A 14,832-nucleotide genomic window follows, 5' to 3' on the forward strand; every position below is an offset into this window, starting at 1 on the left:
CACTCGATCAGGCGGGTGAACTTCCTTGTCAAGGTGACGCCACACAACCATTGTGCGATGGCGTGATGCCGAAACGTGTGGTTGCCGTTGTTGTTCTCGCCTGCCTTGCGATCGCCACCCTGGGGGCGCTGGCGGGTCTGCTGAGCTGATTTGATGGGGGCATGCAGAACAACCTGCTTGGCCCGGAACCGACGTTGCTGCCCGAGCGGGCGGAGCAACAGGCTGCCATCGAGTCGGGCAAAGACCCTGCCGAGGTCGTGGCGAGCTGGCCGGACTTCAGTGAAGGCTGGGCGTTGCTGGCCGAGAACGCCCTGGCGAAGGGCGAGAACGTCGCGGCGTACGCCTACGCGCGCACCGGATACCACCGTGGTCTTGACCAGTTGCGCCGCAACGGCTGGAAGGGGTTCGGGCCAGTGCCTTGGGCGCACCGGCCGAACCAGGGCTTCCTGCGCGCGTTGGCGGCCTTGGGCCGGGCCGCCGACGCGATCGGCGAGACCGAGGAGTACGACCGGGTCAGGAAGTTCCTCACGGACTCCGACCCGGCCGCGCCCGGCATCTAGCAGCGGTCGAGCATCGAGGTCAGGGCCGATTTCTCCGCGGCGTTCACGGTCAGCGCCCACTTGTACTTCGAGCCGATCCACATTCGCGAATAGGTGCACCAGTACGACGTGAGCGGCGGCTTCCAGGCGTCCGGCGACTTGTCGCCCTTGGCCTGGTTGACGTTGTCGGTCACGGCGATCAGCTGCGGGCTGGACAGGTCGTTGGCGAACTGTTCGCGCTTGGCGGTCGTCCACGACCGTGCGCCGGTGCGCCAGGCGTTCGCCAGTGGCACGACGTGGTCGATGTCCACGTCGGAAGCCGCCGTCCATGTTTCGCCGTCGTACGGGCTGTACCAGCTGCCTGACGTCGCGGCACAGGACGAGTTCGTGACGACGTTGGTGCCGTCACGCTTAAGGACCTGTTCGCGGGTGTTGCAGGCGCCGGTGACGGTGTGCCAATGCGGGAAGAGATCTCGGCTGTAGCCGGTCATCGACCCGTCGGCTGCGACCCGCAGCGTCCCGAGCTGGGTGCGTGCGGTCGCCGCGCTGGGAATGCCTGGCGGTGTCGCCGACGCGACTGTCACCAATCCGAGCAACAGTGCGACGACGAGCAGCAGGGTCCGAAAGGCATTTTTACCGGACATGTCACCTCCGTGGCTTAGGTCACTCGACCGTGGCTCACTGAGATGGCTGAAGCAATACCTGTGAGTAACTACTAGAAGGCTGACCACCTAACTCGGCGGCGATGACGGCTCTGGCGAGCTTGGCTGTGTGTGCGGCGATCTCCGCTGGTGAAGTGGGTTTCCCATGGGCCGGCCACCATGAGATGGCCTGGACGAACATCGCACCGAGGATCGTGGGCGTCATCGAGCCAGTGGCCGCAGGAAGGTGCCGGCCGCTCATCTCACCGAGTTCGGTGCGCATCTTGTCGGCGAACCAGCTGCCGGACTTCGTGCTCAGCAGCGTGCCGTAGAGTCGGTCGTACTCGGCGATGTGCTCGAAGAAGGCGACCCAGCGGTCTTCCTGACCCTCGGGAAGAGTGACGAGCAACGAGGCCAGCGCCTCGTCGAAGATCTGCTCGGCGAGGTCGTACTTGTCCCGGTAGTTGCGGTAGAATGCGGCCAGTCGGCCAAGGCCCTTGGCGTAAGGGTGATCGGTTCGGCGGGGCCGGGCAAACTGCAGGCCGTACGTGAGTTCGGTGCCGACGAGGCTGTGGAATACGGCACCTGGTCGGGTGACGCATCTGTGGTGCTCGACGCGGTCGGCGGCAAGATCGGTGAGCAGGCCATCGCGACCGCGACGGACCGCGTAGGCATCTACGGGTTCGCCTCAGGGGCATGGCCCACGCTCGACGCCGCAATGATCGCGGAACGAGGGCTGACAGTCATCGGCCCGTTCGCCAAGCTGCGGTCCCGGACTCCGGCCGAGCAGAGCGCCGACGTGGCCAAGGCCATGACCAGCGGGCTCGTGCCTCGGATCCACGCCGTATACCCGCTTGAGGACGCCGCTCAGGCACATACTGACCTTGAGGAACGCCGCAACATCGGGACCGTGCTGCTCAGCGTCAAATGACCCCGCGAGCCACCCGCAGGTCGGATGTGTGCCGGTACCAGGTCCAGCGGGACGTCGGCCGCGGATGGATCTCGCCGTCCTTGACCGGCTGAATCGGCAGCGTGCCGAGCTGGAACGCACGTCCTTTGAACGAGCTGACGCGCTTGCCGAGCACGCCGCGCCGGATCACCCGGACGATCAGGCCCAGGCCACCATCGGGGTCGGGCGTCACCTCAATGGCTGACGCCCGGCCACGCAACGCGGTCGTGTCGTCGCAGTAGCCGACGCCACGCGTCGCGCCGACCTTGCCCATGCCGACCAGCACGCCGCCGGCGTCGTCGCGGACCAATGGGATCGGGTCGGCGTCGGCACGCAACGCCACCTCGGCCATCCGGCCGACGTCGTCGGGCAGCCCCCACAGCTCGGCGACCCAGGAGTCGGACGTCGCCACGAACCCGACTGTCACCTCTTCGAGGAGTTCTTTGCGCATCAGCCGGAGGACGACTGCGGCCAGGTCGGCGTCTGTCCCGGCGATCACCAGCCGCCGGCCGTCGAGGCCTTTGAGCAGGGGATCCACGTCGGTCCGGCCCGGCTTTGACGCCACCGCGCGCACTTCGACTTCATCACGCTCTGTCAGCGCCGTCAACCCACGGTGCCCGGCCGTATCGCCGCAGGCCAACACGAGTGCACCCACTCAAAGCTCCTGGTCTAGTGTTCAGTACCGGCATTTCGCACGCCCGAATCCAACCTGGAGTTTCACATGCCGGCCATCGTGCTCATCGGCGCCCAATGGGGCGACGAAGGTAAGGGCAAGGCAACCGACCTGTTCGGTGACCGCGTCCAGTGGGTCGTCCGCTACCAAGGCGGTAACAACGCCGGTCACACGGTTGTTCTTCCCAATGGGCAGGACTTCGCCTTGCACCTGATCCCGTCGGGCATCCTCACGCCCGGCACGACCAACGTGATCGGCAACGGCGTGGTCGTGGATCCCGGCGTGCTGCTGACCGAGCTGGCCGGCCTTGAGGCGCGTGGCGTCGACACCGGCAACCTGCTGATCTCGGCGGACGCGCACTTGATCATGCCGTACCACGTGGCGATCGATAAGGTCACCGAGCGCTACCTCGGCAAGGCCAAGATCGGCACGACCGGCCGCGGCATCGGCCCCTGCTACCAGGACAAGGTCGCCCGCGTGGGCGTGCGCGTCCAGGATCTGCTGGACGAGAAGATCATGCGCCAGAAGGTCGACGCGGCCCTGGACTTCAAGAACCAGGTGCTGGTCAAGGTCTACAACCACCGCGCGCTGGACCCCAGCCAGGTCGTCGACACCGTGCTGGAGCAGGGCCAGAAGTTCCTCAGCCGGATCGCCGACACCCGCCTGCTGCTCAACCAGGCGCTCGAACGTGGCGAGAACGTGCTGCTCGAGGGCTCGCAGGGCACACTGCTGGACGTCGACCACGGCACATACCCGTTCGTCACGTCCTCGAACCCCACGTCGGGTGGCGCCAGCGCGGGCTCGGGCATCGGCCCAACCCGGATCACGACGGTGATCGGCATCCTGAAGGCGTACACCACGCGCGTCGGCTCGGGGCCGTTCCCGACCGAGCTGACCGACGAGATGGGCGAGCGCCTGCGCAAGTCCGGTGGCGAATTCGGTGTCACCACAGGGCGTTCGCGCCGCACCGGCTGGTTCGACGCGGTGATCGCGCGTTACGCCGCGCGGGTCAACGGCATCACGGACTTCTTCCTGACCAAGCTGGATGTGCTGTCCGGGCTGGACACTGTGCCGATCTGTGTCGGGTACGAAGTGGACGGTCGCCGGGTCGACGACATGCCGATGACCCAGACCGACGTGCACCACGCGATTCCGGTGTACGAGGAGATGCCGGGCTGGTGGGAGGACCTGAGCGAATTCCGGGAGTTCAGTGAGCTCCCGGCGAACGCGCGGGCCTACGTCGAGCGGTTGGAGGAACTGTCGGGCGCACGGGTGTCCGCGATCGGCGTCGGTCCAGGCCGTGACCAGACCATCGTCCGGCACGAGATGGTGCGCTGAAAAGAGCTCCCAGGATCTGAGAACGGGCCGGGTCTTCCCGGCCCGTTCAGCATTTGGGAGGCATTGACCGTTCGCTGACCTGGTCCGAACACTCGGGGCCCATGAGCTCCCTCGTGGCCGACCGTGTGACGGCGCAACCTGCTGCGGCGCCACCGAAACGACAACGACGCCGGTTACCGGACCTGAGCCGGTGGATCAGTCCACTTGCGATAGTCGTGCTCTGGCAGCTGGCCAGCGGCACCGGCTTGCTGCCCGCGGACAAACTCAGTTCGCCGTGGACTGTGCTGCAGTCCGGCGTCGAGCTGGCGCGGTCGGGCGAACTCGGCGAGGCGTTCGTGGTCTCCCTGCGCCGGGTGGCGATCGGTTTCGTGCTGGGCGCGGCGATCGGGCTGGTCCTTGGCGCGGTCTCCGGGCTGTCGAAGTGGGGCCAGGCGCTGGTCGACCCGCCCGTGCAGATGCTGCGGACGTTGCCGTTCCTCGGGCTGATCCCGCTGTTCATCCTGTGGTTCGGCATCGGTGAGGAACCGAAGATCGCGCTGGTCACACTGGGTGTGGCGTTCCCGCTGTACCTCAACGTGCACTCCGGGATCCGCAACACCGAGCCGCAGCTGATCGAGGCCACAACTGTGCTGGGGTTCACCCGTGCGGAGCGGCTGTGGCATGTCGTGCTGCCGTCGGCGATCCCTCAGACGCTCGTTGGCGTGCGGCAATCCCTTGGTATTGCTTGGCTTTCGCTCATCGTCGGCGAGCAGGTCAACGCCGACGCCGGGCTCGGCTACCTGATCAACAACGCGCGGGAGTTCCTGCGTACGGACGTGATCGTCGTCGGCCTTGTGGTGTACGCGATCCTCGGCCTGGTCACCGACGCTTTGGTGCGACTGTTGGAAAAGAGGGCACTGGCATGGCGAGGGTGACGGTTCGCGGCCTGACGAAACGGTTTGGCGAACGCACTGTGCTCGACCGGCTGGACCTGGACATCGCGCCTGGTGAGTTCGTGGCCCTGTTGGGGCACAGCGGTTGCGGCAAGTCCACGCTCCTGCGGGTGCTGGCCGGGCTCGACCGGGACATCGACGGTGAAGCACACGTCGACGGCACAGTCTCGGTCGCGTTCCAACAACCCCGGCTGCTGCCTTGGCGCCGGGTGTGGCGAAACATCGTGCTGGGCCTGCACAAGCCGGAAGCAGGCCGTGAGCTCGCGTTGAAGGCGCTGGACGAGGTGCGGCTCGCCGATCACGCGGACAAGTGGCCGCGCACGCTCTCGGGCGGCGAAGCGCAGCGCGTTTCTCTTGCGCGTGCGTTGGTCCGTGAGCCTGGCCTGCTGTTGCTCGATGAGCCGTTCGCGGCTCTGGATGCCCTGACGCGTCTGGCAATGCACCGTCTGGTGCAGGACCTTTGGCGTGTGCACCAGCCTTCGGTGCTGCTGGTGACCCACGACGTCGACGAGGCGCTCCGGCTCGCCCAACGGATTCTGGTGCTGGCCGATGGCCGGATCGTCAGTGAATACGAACCCGGCGAACACGTCCGGGCGAAAGTCCTCGCCGATCTTGGAGTGGGTGAAAGTGCGACTGCGTAACGGAATTCTGTTCACCGCGCTATTGCTTGGGTTGACCGCGTGTGGGTCGCAGACCCCGGTGTCAAGCGCTGTGCCCGCGCCGGTCAGTGCCGACGACCTGGCCAAAGTCGTACTGAAGGTCGGCGACCAGAAGGGTGGCTCGAAGACCCTGCTGACAACCGCGGGCCTGGAGAAGACCCCGTACAAGATCGAATGGTCGACGTTCACGTCCGGTCCGCCATTGTTGGAAGCTGCCTCCGCCGGCGGGATCGACATCGGCGGTGTCGGCAACACCCCGCCGATCTTCGCCGCGGCGGCCAACGCGAAGATCTCGATCGTCAGCTCCGGCAAGGGCAACGTCGAAAGCGACGTGCTGCTCGTACCCGGCGATTCGCCGATCCAGTCGGTTCAGGAGTTGCGGGGCAAGAACATCGCTGTCGCCAAAGGCAGTTCGGCGTACGGTCAGATCCTGCTGAACCTCAAGAAGGCCGGTCTGTCCACAAAGGATGTCAAACTCAACTTCCTGCAGCCGTCGGACGCCTACGCCGCGTTCACCCAGAAGCAGGTCGACGCCTGGGCGATCTGGGACCCGTACACCTCACAGGCGCTGCTGGAGACCGGTGCGCGGATCCTGGTCGACGGCAAGGGAACGGCCAACGGCTACACCTTCCAGGTGGCCGGCCGGGCAGCGTTGACCGACGCGGGCAAGAACGCGGCGATCAAGGACTACGTGAGCCGGATTGCCAAGGCGCAGAAGTGGTCCGACGCACATCGTGCAGACTGGGCCAAGGCGTGGGCGGCGGAGACCGGCCTGAAGCTCGAGGTGACCACCAAGGCCACCGACCGTGGCCCCGACCAGCCGGTCGCCCTCGAAGACACAGTCATCCAGTCCGAGCAGGAATTGTCCGACGCGTTCACCGAAGAGAAGATCCTGCCCGGCAAGGTGGACTTCGCGAGTTTCGTCGACAAGCGCTACGCGGCCGATCTCGACGCGGCAAGGAGCAGCCAATGAGCATCACCCTGCACTGGTTCCTGCCCACCTCCGGCGATGGCCGGACAATCGTGGAACGCTTCCACGCCAACAGGTCCCTGGGCGCACCGGCCCAACGTTCCCCCGACATCGACTACCTCGCCCAGATCGCCCGAGCGGCCGAGCAACTCGGTTTCACCGGCGTGCTCACCCCGACCGGAACCTGGTGCGAGGACGCCTGGCTGACCACGGCGGCACTGATCGCGCACACCTCCCGCCTGAAATTCCTGGTCGCCTTCCGCCCAGGCGTCATCTCCCCGACGCTCGCCGCCCAGATGGCCTCGACATACCAACGCATTTCGAACGGTCGCCTGCTGCTGAACGTGGTGACCGGCGGCGACGCAATCGAGCAGCAAAGATTCGGCGACTGGCACGACCACGACCAGCGCTACGCCCAAACCGGCGAGTTCCTCGAAATCGTCCGAGGCGTCTGGTCCGGCAAACCTTTCGACTTCGACGGCGCCCACTACCGAGTAGCCGGCGCAACAGCCCTGGCGTCGCCGGATCCCGTGCCGGACATCTACTTCGGCGGCTCCTCAGCAGCGGCGTTGCCAGTCGCCGCCAAGTCTGCCGACGTCTACCTGACCTGGGGCGAACCACCCACCCAAGTCGCCGAAAAGATCGCGGCGGTCCAAGCCCTGACCGACCGCCCGATCCGATTCGGCATCCGCCTGCACACAATCTCCCGCGACACATCGGAAGAAGCCTGGGCCGAAGCCGGAAAACTCCTCGACGCCCTAGACCCAGCCCAGGTAGCCAAAGCCCAAGCCCAACTGGCCGCCAGCGAATCCGTCGGCCAGCAACGAATGGTCGAACTGCACCAAGGCGCCCTCGACAAAGGCCTACGCGGCCTGGAAATCCACCCAGGACTCTGGGCCGGCATCGGCCTCGTCCGCGGCGGCGCCGGAACAGCCCTGGTAGGCAGCCACTCCGAGGTCGCGGACCTGATCGCCGAATACCACGCACTAGGCATCTCGGAGTTCATCCTCTCCGGCTACCCACACCTGGAAGAGGCCTACTGGTTCGGCGAAGGCGTCCGCCCCGAACTGGCCCGCCGCGGCCTGCTGACCCCAACCGAACCAACCCTCGTCAACGCCTAACCCTTCCAGCAACCCGACCGACTTACCGACCTGTCGACCTGACCGTCCTGTCGACCCGACCTATTGACCCGACAGAGTGAACCCCGTGCGAACGGCCCATTCGCACGGGGTTCACCCTTGAAAACCCCTGCCCACCCCCATTCCCTTGTAGACTGGACCAGGGACGCCCCCCGGGATGGGTGGGGGCATGTCTTTTTCTTATGTGGGGGTCGTACGGGTTGGGTTTTGCTGGTCAGGGCTGCTTGTTGCTCGGCGCTGACCGGGCCCGTCAGCAACCAGCGCTTTGGTGCCATCGGGACAGAACCCCGCCCAATACGGGCGGGGTTTGTCCTGCTGGGTGGCTCAGCGCTTGGTGCGGCGGGCTTCGATGGCTGTGTCTGTGTTGTCGGTGAAGAGGCCGTCGATGCCGGTGGCGAAGAACTTTTCGAACTCGCCGAATGCGTTGCCGTATTCGGCTGGCACGGTTGATGAGCGGAAGTCGGCGGGCAGGAAGGCGTTTTCGTTGCGGAAGGTGTAGGGCACGACCTTCAGGCCTGCGCGGTGGGCGTCGGATACCAGGGTTGTTGGGGCCTGGAGGAAGCCGGCGGCGTTGCGCGGGATGATCTGGCCTTTTTCGGGGCCTAGCCAGTCGGCGTAGCGGGCTACGTCGCGGAGGCCTGCGGGCGTGATGATGTCGGCGTAGGTGCGGGGGTCGCCCTTGGCGATGAAGTCGTATGGCGCGCCTGTCGCGCTGGTCAGCTGTACGAGTTGGACGCGCAGCGAGCGGTTCAGGGCTACCAGGTTGCCGACCTCGAAGGACTGGACCACTACCTTGGCCGACGGATTGTTCAGGTCGTTGCGGTCGAGGGTTCGGATCAGGGCCGGCTCGAGTGGCTTGCCGATGGTCTGGAAGTAGGTCGGGTGCTTGGTCTCCGGCGCTATCCCGATGTCCCTGCCCAGTTCGCGGGACAAGCGCTTGCTCAGGTCGATGACCTCCTGGAAGGTCGGGACCTCGAAGCGGCCGTTGTAGATCGTGTTGCGCTGCCGGATGTCGGGGATGCGCTCGATCGCGCGCAGCGTCTTGAGCTCTGCCAGGGTGAAGTCCTCGGTGAACCAGCCGGTCAGCGGGATGCCGTCGATGGTCTTCGTGGTCTTGCGGCCGGCGAACTCCGGCTTGGAGGCGACGTTCGTGGTGCCGCTGATCTCGTTCTCGTGCCGGGCCACCAGCACGCCGTCCTTGGTCGAGACGAGGTCCGGCTCGATGTAGTCCGCGCCCATCCGCGCGGCCAGTTCGTACGAGGCCAGGGTGTGCTCGGGGCGGTAGCCCGAGGCGCCGCGGTGGCCGAAGATCAGTGGGCCGGCCTGCGTGTGACCTCGTGAGTCCTGGTCCGCGGCCGCGGTCACGCCGACCATGCTGACCAGTGCGACTCCCGACAGCGCCAGCGCGGCGAGTCGTCTACCCATCGTCTGCCTCCTTTGAAACGAAGTGCACGGACGCTACATCCGGCTGTCGTCCGGCAACCGATCTGAAGATGAACATCTCGGATGAGAGTCAATCTTGTGGCCGTCGCCACGTCACGAGGTAACGTGCTCCTGCCTTTGTCGGGAAAAGACCAGTTCGGGAGATTTTGGGTGACGGTCGGTCCGAGGCCGGATCTCGATGAGATCGTCGGTGCGCACGATGAGGAACGTCCCGCGCGCAAGCTGTCCGAGCGCTGGGAGCGTGCGCTCTGGATCGTCGGCGCGGGTGTCGCGCTGCTTGTGCTCAAGCAGGTGTTCCTGCCGTTCGACCAGGGCAACCAGTACTACCTGGTGATCTTCCTCGGGGTCACGCTGCCGCTGGTGTTCCTGTCGTACCGCCCGCGCGGCCGGCGCACGAAGGACAAGGACGACCCCGGGCCGATCGACTGGGCTCTGACCGCGGTCACGTTCCTGGTCGCGCTCTACCCCCTGTTCACCGGCTTCGACGACTTCCTCGACCGGCAGGGCCAGCTGTCCACGCTGGATGTCGTCGCCGGCACCGTGCTGCTCCTGCTCATCCTGGAGGCCACCCGCCGCACGACCGGCCTGATCCTGCCGATCATCTGCCTGGTCTTCCTCGGATACGCCTACTACGGCGGATACCTGCCACAGAGCTGGGAGATCTCGCACGCGGGGATGAACTTCGACGAGATCATCAGCGCGTTGTACGACCCGAGCAACGGCTTCTTCGGCACACCGCTCGACGTCGCCGCGACCTACATCGTGCTGTTCACGATCTACGGCGCCGTGCTGGCCAACTCCGGCGCGGGCGCGTTCTTCGTCGACTTCAGCTTCGCGATCTTCCGCAAGTCCCGGACCGCGCCCGGTCGCACGACCGCGCTGTCGGGATTCCTGCTCGGCACAGTGTCCGGTTCGGGCACCGCCACTACCGTCACGCTCGGCGCGATCACGTGGCCGATTCTGCAGAAAGCCGGGTATCCCAAGGAGAACGCGGGCGGTCTGCTCGCCGCGTCCGGCATCGGCGCGATCCTGTCCCCGCCGACACTCGGCGCGGCGGCGTTCATCATCGCCGAGTATCTGGAAACCTCGTACCTGACGGTCCTGTTGTGGGCGATCGTGCCGACGTTGTTGTACTACCTCGGGATCGTGTTCGCGGTCGAGGCGGATGCCCGCCGGTTCGGCGCGCACGCGGTGGACGTCGACACGCCCAAAGCCTGGGCGGTGCTTGCCAAGGGCGGCTACCACTTCGCGTCGCTCGCGATCATCGTGGTGTTCCTGGCCCTGGACATCCCGCCGTTCTCCGCAGTGGTCTACGCCTCCGGCGTCGCGGCGCTGTTCTCGTTGGCCACCAAGCTTTTCGGCGAGGACAAGCGGGCCGCGGTGATCGCGTGGCTGAAGGAAATCGTTGACTCGCTGGCAGAAGGTGTTCGCGGCGCGCTTCCGGTGATCGCGGTCTGTGCGGCCGCAGGCGTGATCACGTCGGTGATCACAAAGACCGGTCTCGGTCAGGTACTGGCGAATGCGTTGGTCGGCGCGGCCAACTCGTTGTCCGACAACCCGACCGTCGTGCTCGCGTTCACGGTTGTGTTCTCCGCCACCGCGGTGTGCGTGCTTGGCCTCGCCGTTCCGGTGACGGCGTCCTTCATCATCTCGTGGGTCGTGATCGGCCCGGCGCTGATCACGTTGGGCGTAGCCAAGGCCGAGACCGCGATGTTCATCTTCTACTACGCGGTGTTGTCCGAGGTCACGCCGCCGACAGCGCTCGCAGCAGTCGCCGCGTCCGCGATCACGGGTGGCGCGGTGCTCAAGACCATGTGGCAGACGTGGAAGTACACGCTGCCGGCGTTCCTCGTGCCGTTGGCGTTCGTGCTCACCGACAACGGCTCGGCATTGCTGCTGCAGCGCCCGTTCCTGGACGTGCTGTGGGTCGTGCTGGTGTCCGCGGTGGGCGTCGCCGCGCTCGCGGTCGTCACCACGGGCTGGCTGATCGGACCGGCGCGCATGCCGGAGCGGATCCTGTGCGTTCCGGCTGCCTTGTTGCTGCTGTACCTGCAACCTCTGTCAATCGCGATCGGCGTCGGCTTCGTGGTCGCCGCGGTGATCGTGCACCTGCTGTTCCGGCACAAGGACAAGGAGATCAACCGTGCGTAGGAGTAGGACACTCGTCGGCGTGCTCGGGCTCGCCCTGGTGGCCACCGGCTGCGGCGGCAAACGCGAAGACACGCCCAACGCGCAGCAACCCGGCGGAACGACTTCCTGCGAGGCCGGCGAGGGCCGGGTCACCATCGCCACCGGCAACGTCGGCGGCGTCTACTACGTGCTCGGCGGCGCCCTGGCGCAGGTGATCAGCAACAACTCCAAGCTGAAGGCCACCGCGGCCGACACCGGCGCGTCCGTGCAGAACATCCAGCAGTTGGGTGACAAGACGTACGACATCGCGTTCTCGCTGGCGGACACCGCCGCGGACGCGGTACAGGGCAAGTCGGCGTTCGAGGGCAAGCCGCAGAAGATCCAGGCGCTGTCGCGGATCTACTCGAACTACACGCAGGTCGTGGTGCGTGCCGACAGCGGGATCAACAGTGTCGCGGACTTCAAGGGCAAGCGGATCTCGACCGGCTCGCCCAAGTCCGGCACCGAGGTGATCGCCAACCGGCTGCTGCAGGCCGCCGGGCTCAAGGACGCGGATTTCTCGCCGCAGCGGCTGGCGCTGCGCCAGACCGTCGACGGGATGAAGGAAGGCAAGATCGACGGGCTGGTGTGGTCCGGCGGCCTGCCCACCCCGGAGATCACCGACCTGACCACGTCCATGGCCGACAAGGTCAAGTTCATCGACATCACCCCGCAGCTGCCGGCGCTCAAGCAGCTCAACCCGGTCTACGACCAGGGCTCGATCCCGGCCGCGACCTACAAGCAGCCCGGCGACACCCCGACCATCGTGGTGCCGAACCTGCTGCTGGTGCGCGACGACTTCCCGGCAGCAAACGCTTGCGCGATCACCAAACTGATCTTCGACAAGAAGGCGGACCTGGAGAAGACGCACCCGTCGGCCAAGGAAATCACCAAGGAAACGGCGGTCAAAACCGATCCAGTGCAGCTGCATCCGGGTGCGAAGCAGGCCCTCGGCGTGAGTTGAGGCCGCGGCGACATCTACCCTCTTCAGTCGTGCGCGTTCTGGTCATCGGGTCTGGCGCCCGAGAGCATGCCCTGGTCCTCGGCCTGTCCCGTGACCCCGGAGTCACCGCGTTGGCGTGTGCCCCCGGCAACGCGGGCATAGCGGCGGTCTCCGAGCTCTACGGCGTCGAGGCGTCCGACCCGGCCGAGGTCACGGCCCTGGCCACCAAGTGGAACGCCGATCTCGTCGTGATCGGCCCCGAGGTCCCCCTGGTCGCCGGCGTCGCCGACGCGGTCAAAGCCGCGGGCATCCCGTGCTTCGGGCCGTCCGGCGAGGCCGCGCAGATCGAGGGCTCGAAGGCGTTCGCCAAGGACATCATGGCGGCAGCCGGGGTCCCGACCGCGCACAGCGAGATCGTGGACAACCCGGCCCGCCTGGACGCCGCCCTGCAGCGCTTCGGCCCCACCTACGTCGTCAAGGACGACGGCCTGGCAGCCGGCAAGGGTGTCGTCGTGACGGCGGACCTCGCAGCCGCGCGGGCGCACGCGATGACGCTGCTCGACGGCGGCCACCCCGTGCTGCTGGAGTCCTTCCTCGAAGGCCCCGAGGTCTCCCTGTTCTGCCTGGTCGACGAGCGGACAGTGGTGCCGCTGCTGCCCGCGCAGGACTTCAAGCGTGTCGGCGACGGAGACACCGGCCCGAACACTGGCGGAATGGGCGCGTACTCGCCGTTGCCATGGGCCGCGGACGACCTCGCGGCCTCGGTCGTGACCAAGATCATCCAGCCGGTCGTCGACGAGATGGCCAACCGTGGCGTGCCGTTCTCCGGCCTGCTGTACGCGGGTCTCGCGATGACCCCGACCGGCCCGCAGGTGATCGAGTTCAACTGCCGTTTCGGCGACCCGGAGACCCAGGCAGTGCTGGCCCTGTTGCGGACCCCGCTGGGTGAGCTGCTGCTCTCTGTGGCGAACGGCACTCTGGCCGCCCAGCCGCCGCTGGACTGGGCCGACGGCTCCGCGGTCACCGTGGTCATCGCCGCCGAGGGCTACCCAGGCCGGCCGAGGACTGGCGACGTTATCGCAGGTAGCGAGGCCGAAGGCGTACTCCACGCAGGCACCCGCCGCCGCGACGACGGCGCCGTGGTCTCCAATGGCGGCCGGGTCCTCTCGGTGGTCGGCGTAGGCGACGACCTGGAGGCCGCGCGCCAGGATGCGTACCGTCGAATCGAGAACCTGCACCTGGCCGGGTCGCACCACCGGACGGATATCGCCCTGCGTGCTTCCCGCGGCGAGGTCGCAGTTCCCGCTAGCTGATTCGGCGGAACCGCACCGCCGGTTTCTTCGTCAAACTCCATGTAGGGGTCTACCAGCGTTGGTAGCCTACAAAATGAGACCGGACGACTACGCAACGTATGGGGGTGCGGCGTGAACGAAGCGCAAAGCTCGGCATTTTCCTGGGCGGAAGTGCTGAAAGCGGTGCCGGCAGCACCGTCGGGTTCGGCCACACTCAAGGTGAACCACGACAACGTGCTCGCCGCGGCCAAGATCATCCAAACCCAGATCGACGCCCTGAAGGACAGTGTCGACGCGAACAGCCCATCGCTGCAGGTCGAGCCGGCGGCGGACGATCCGGTGAGCCGTGACGCCGCCCGGGCCTGGAACTACCGCCTGGTCATCGCGGACGACTCCTACAAGGCCCGCATCGACGAATACATGGTCAGCCTGCAGAAACTCATCACCCAGCTGCAGGACAGCGCCAAATCCTACGGATTCAGCGAGAGTGATATCGCCGCCACCTTCGGGACAAGGATTGACTAATCGCGCGATCCGGTCGGTCGTGCTCGCCCTGGTGGCGGGCGCGGCACTGGCGGGATGCACTGATACAGATCCCGGCCAGGCGATTCCGGCGAATGGTTCCGGCAATGCGGCCCCTCCTGGCGGCGGGGCACCGACCAGTATCGCGGTGCCTCCCAGGCCCAGTGAACTTTCATTGACCGGTGTCGATGCCTGCAAGCTCTTCACCGCCGCCCAGCTCGATGAGCTGAAAGTGAACCGGACTCGTGGCCGCAGCTCCGCGAGCGAGATATACCGGGGCGCGCCGGAATGCGTTCTGAATGTGAACGCCAAGGAGCCCTTCTACGACTACACGGCCAGCTTGATCACCACGGAAGGTGTTGAGCCTTGGCTGTCGGGCAAACGCAATGTCGATGCGAAACTGGTCTCGATCGAGGGCTTTCCGGCTGCCAGCTTTGTGATCGGCGGTGATTCCGACGCGAACTTCCGCTGCACCACATCGGTGGGTGTGGCCGGCGGCCAGCAGCTGATGATCGCCATCGACCCGCACACCAAAAAGGCCTTCAGCGGCGAGCAGCTGTGCCAGATGAGCCAGCAGGCCGCAACGCTTGCCATGCAGACTCTCAAGACCCTGAAGTGAGGGA

General features: G+C 66.3%; 15 protein-coding genes. 12 read left to right on the forward strand and 3 right to left on the reverse strand.

Annotated elements, in window-relative coordinates; translation table 11 throughout:
- Positions 1-161 precede the first annotated feature (161 nt).
- Complete coding sequence (locus JOF56_RS12095) at positions 162-560, forward strand: DUF3151 domain-containing protein (protein ID WP_209637266.1); 399 nt, start codon at positions 162-164, stop codon at positions 558-560.
- Here JOF56_RS12095 and JOF56_RS12100 read toward each other — a convergent pair.
- On the reverse strand, positions 557-1,183 hold the full coding sequence (locus tag JOF56_RS12100) for an HNH endonuclease family protein (RefSeq protein WP_209637268.1): 627 nt from the start codon (positions 1,181-1,183) through the stop codon (positions 557-559). The two genes, JOF56_RS12095 and JOF56_RS12100, sit on opposite strands and share 4 nt — an antisense overlap.
- Before the next feature lie 244 nt (positions 1,184-1,427).
- Here JOF56_RS12100 and JOF56_RS60050 point away from each other — a divergent pair, with 244 nt between their 5' ends.
- Positions 1,428-2,111 carry a zinc-binding dehydrogenase gene (locus JOF56_RS60050; protein ID WP_209637269.1) on the forward strand — a complete coding sequence of 228 codons (684 nt, stop codon included), beginning with the start codon at positions 1,428-1,430 and terminating at the stop codon, positions 2,109-2,111.
- Here JOF56_RS60050 and JOF56_RS12110 read toward each other — a convergent pair.
- Complete coding sequence (locus tag JOF56_RS12110) at positions 2,104-2,784, reverse strand: hypothetical protein (protein ID WP_209637271.1); 681 nt, start codon at positions 2,782-2,784, stop codon at positions 2,104-2,106. The genes JOF56_RS60050 and JOF56_RS12110 overlap by 8 nt on opposite strands.
- A gap of 66 nt (positions 2,785-2,850) precedes the next feature.
- Between JOF56_RS12110 and JOF56_RS12115 the strand changes: the two genes are divergently transcribed.
- From JOF56_RS12115 to JOF56_RS12135, 5 genes are all read left to right on the forward strand, one after another.
- Positions 2,851-4,140 (forward strand): adenylosuccinate synthase, encoded by a 1,290-nt coding sequence (locus JOF56_RS12115; protein ID WP_209637273.1) that lies wholly within the window; start codon positions 2,851-2,853, stop codon positions 4,138-4,140.
- A 101-nt stretch (positions 4,141-4,241) separates the two neighbouring features.
- Positions 4,242-5,054 (forward strand): ABC transporter permease, encoded by an 813-nt coding sequence (locus JOF56_RS12120; protein ID WP_209637275.1) that lies wholly within the window; start codon positions 4,242-4,244, stop codon positions 5,052-5,054.
- Positions 5,042-5,713: an ABC transporter ATP-binding protein gene (locus JOF56_RS12125; protein WP_209637277.1), complete on the forward strand. Its 672-nt coding sequence runs from the start codon at positions 5,042-5,044 to the stop codon at positions 5,711-5,713. The genes JOF56_RS12120 and JOF56_RS12125 overlap by 13 nt, the downstream gene beginning before the upstream one ends.
- Entirely contained in the window at positions 5,694-6,704 is a 1,011-nt protein-coding gene (locus JOF56_RS12130) for an ABC transporter substrate-binding protein (RefSeq protein ID WP_307855059.1), read from the forward strand. The genes JOF56_RS12125 and JOF56_RS12130 overlap by 20 nt, the downstream gene beginning before the upstream one ends.
- Positions 6,701-7,822 carry an LLM class flavin-dependent oxidoreductase gene (locus tag JOF56_RS12135; protein ID WP_209637281.1) on the forward strand — a complete coding sequence of 374 codons (1,122 nt, stop codon included), beginning with the start codon at positions 6,701-6,703 and terminating at the stop codon, positions 7,820-7,822. Before JOF56_RS12130 ends, JOF56_RS12135 begins: the two co-directional genes overlap by 4 nt.
- Before the next feature lie 342 nt (positions 7,823-8,164).
- Here JOF56_RS12135 and JOF56_RS12140 read toward each other — a convergent pair whose 3' ends face one another.
- Positions 8,165-9,265 carry a glycerophosphodiester phosphodiesterase gene (locus tag JOF56_RS12140; protein ID WP_209637283.1) on the reverse strand — a complete coding sequence of 367 codons (1,101 nt, stop codon included), beginning with the start codon at positions 9,263-9,265 and terminating at the stop codon, positions 8,165-8,167.
- A 168-nt stretch (positions 9,266-9,433) separates the two neighbouring features.
- On the opposite strand from JOF56_RS12140, the gene JOF56_RS12145 reads away from it, so the two are divergent.
- From JOF56_RS12145 to JOF56_RS12165, 5 genes are all read left to right on the forward strand, one after another.
- On the forward strand, positions 9,434-11,434 hold the full coding sequence (locus tag JOF56_RS12145; protein ID WP_307855060.1) for a TRAP transporter permease: 2,001 nt from the start codon (positions 9,434-9,436) through the stop codon (positions 11,432-11,434).
- Complete coding sequence (locus tag JOF56_RS12150; protein WP_209637287.1) at positions 11,427-12,416, forward strand: TAXI family TRAP transporter solute-binding subunit; 990 nt, start codon at positions 11,427-11,429, stop codon at positions 12,414-12,416. Before JOF56_RS12145 ends, JOF56_RS12150 begins: the two co-directional genes overlap by 8 nt.
- 29 nt (positions 12,417-12,445) lie before the next feature.
- Positions 12,446-13,708 (forward strand): phosphoribosylamine--glycine ligase, encoded by a 1,263-nt coding sequence (purD, locus tag JOF56_RS12155; protein ID WP_209637289.1) that lies wholly within the window; start codon positions 12,446-12,448, stop codon positions 13,706-13,708.
- Between the two features lie 111 nt (positions 13,709-13,819).
- Positions 13,820-14,212, forward strand: coding sequence for a PE domain-containing protein (locus JOF56_RS12160; RefSeq protein WP_209637291.1), 393 nt, complete (start codon positions 13,820-13,822; stop codon positions 14,210-14,212).
- A 19-nt stretch (positions 14,213-14,231) separates the two neighbouring features.
- Complete coding sequence (locus JOF56_RS12165; protein ID WP_209637293.1) at positions 14,232-14,828, forward strand: DUF3558 domain-containing protein; 597 nt, start codon at positions 14,232-14,234, stop codon at positions 14,826-14,828.
- The last annotated feature ends 4 nt before the right edge of the window (positions 14,829-14,832 follow it).

Source organism: Kibdelosporangium banguiense, from assembly GCF_017876405.1.
Classification (GTDB): Bacteria; Actinomycetota; Actinomycetes; order Mycobacteriales; family Pseudonocardiaceae; genus Kibdelosporangium; species Kibdelosporangium banguiense.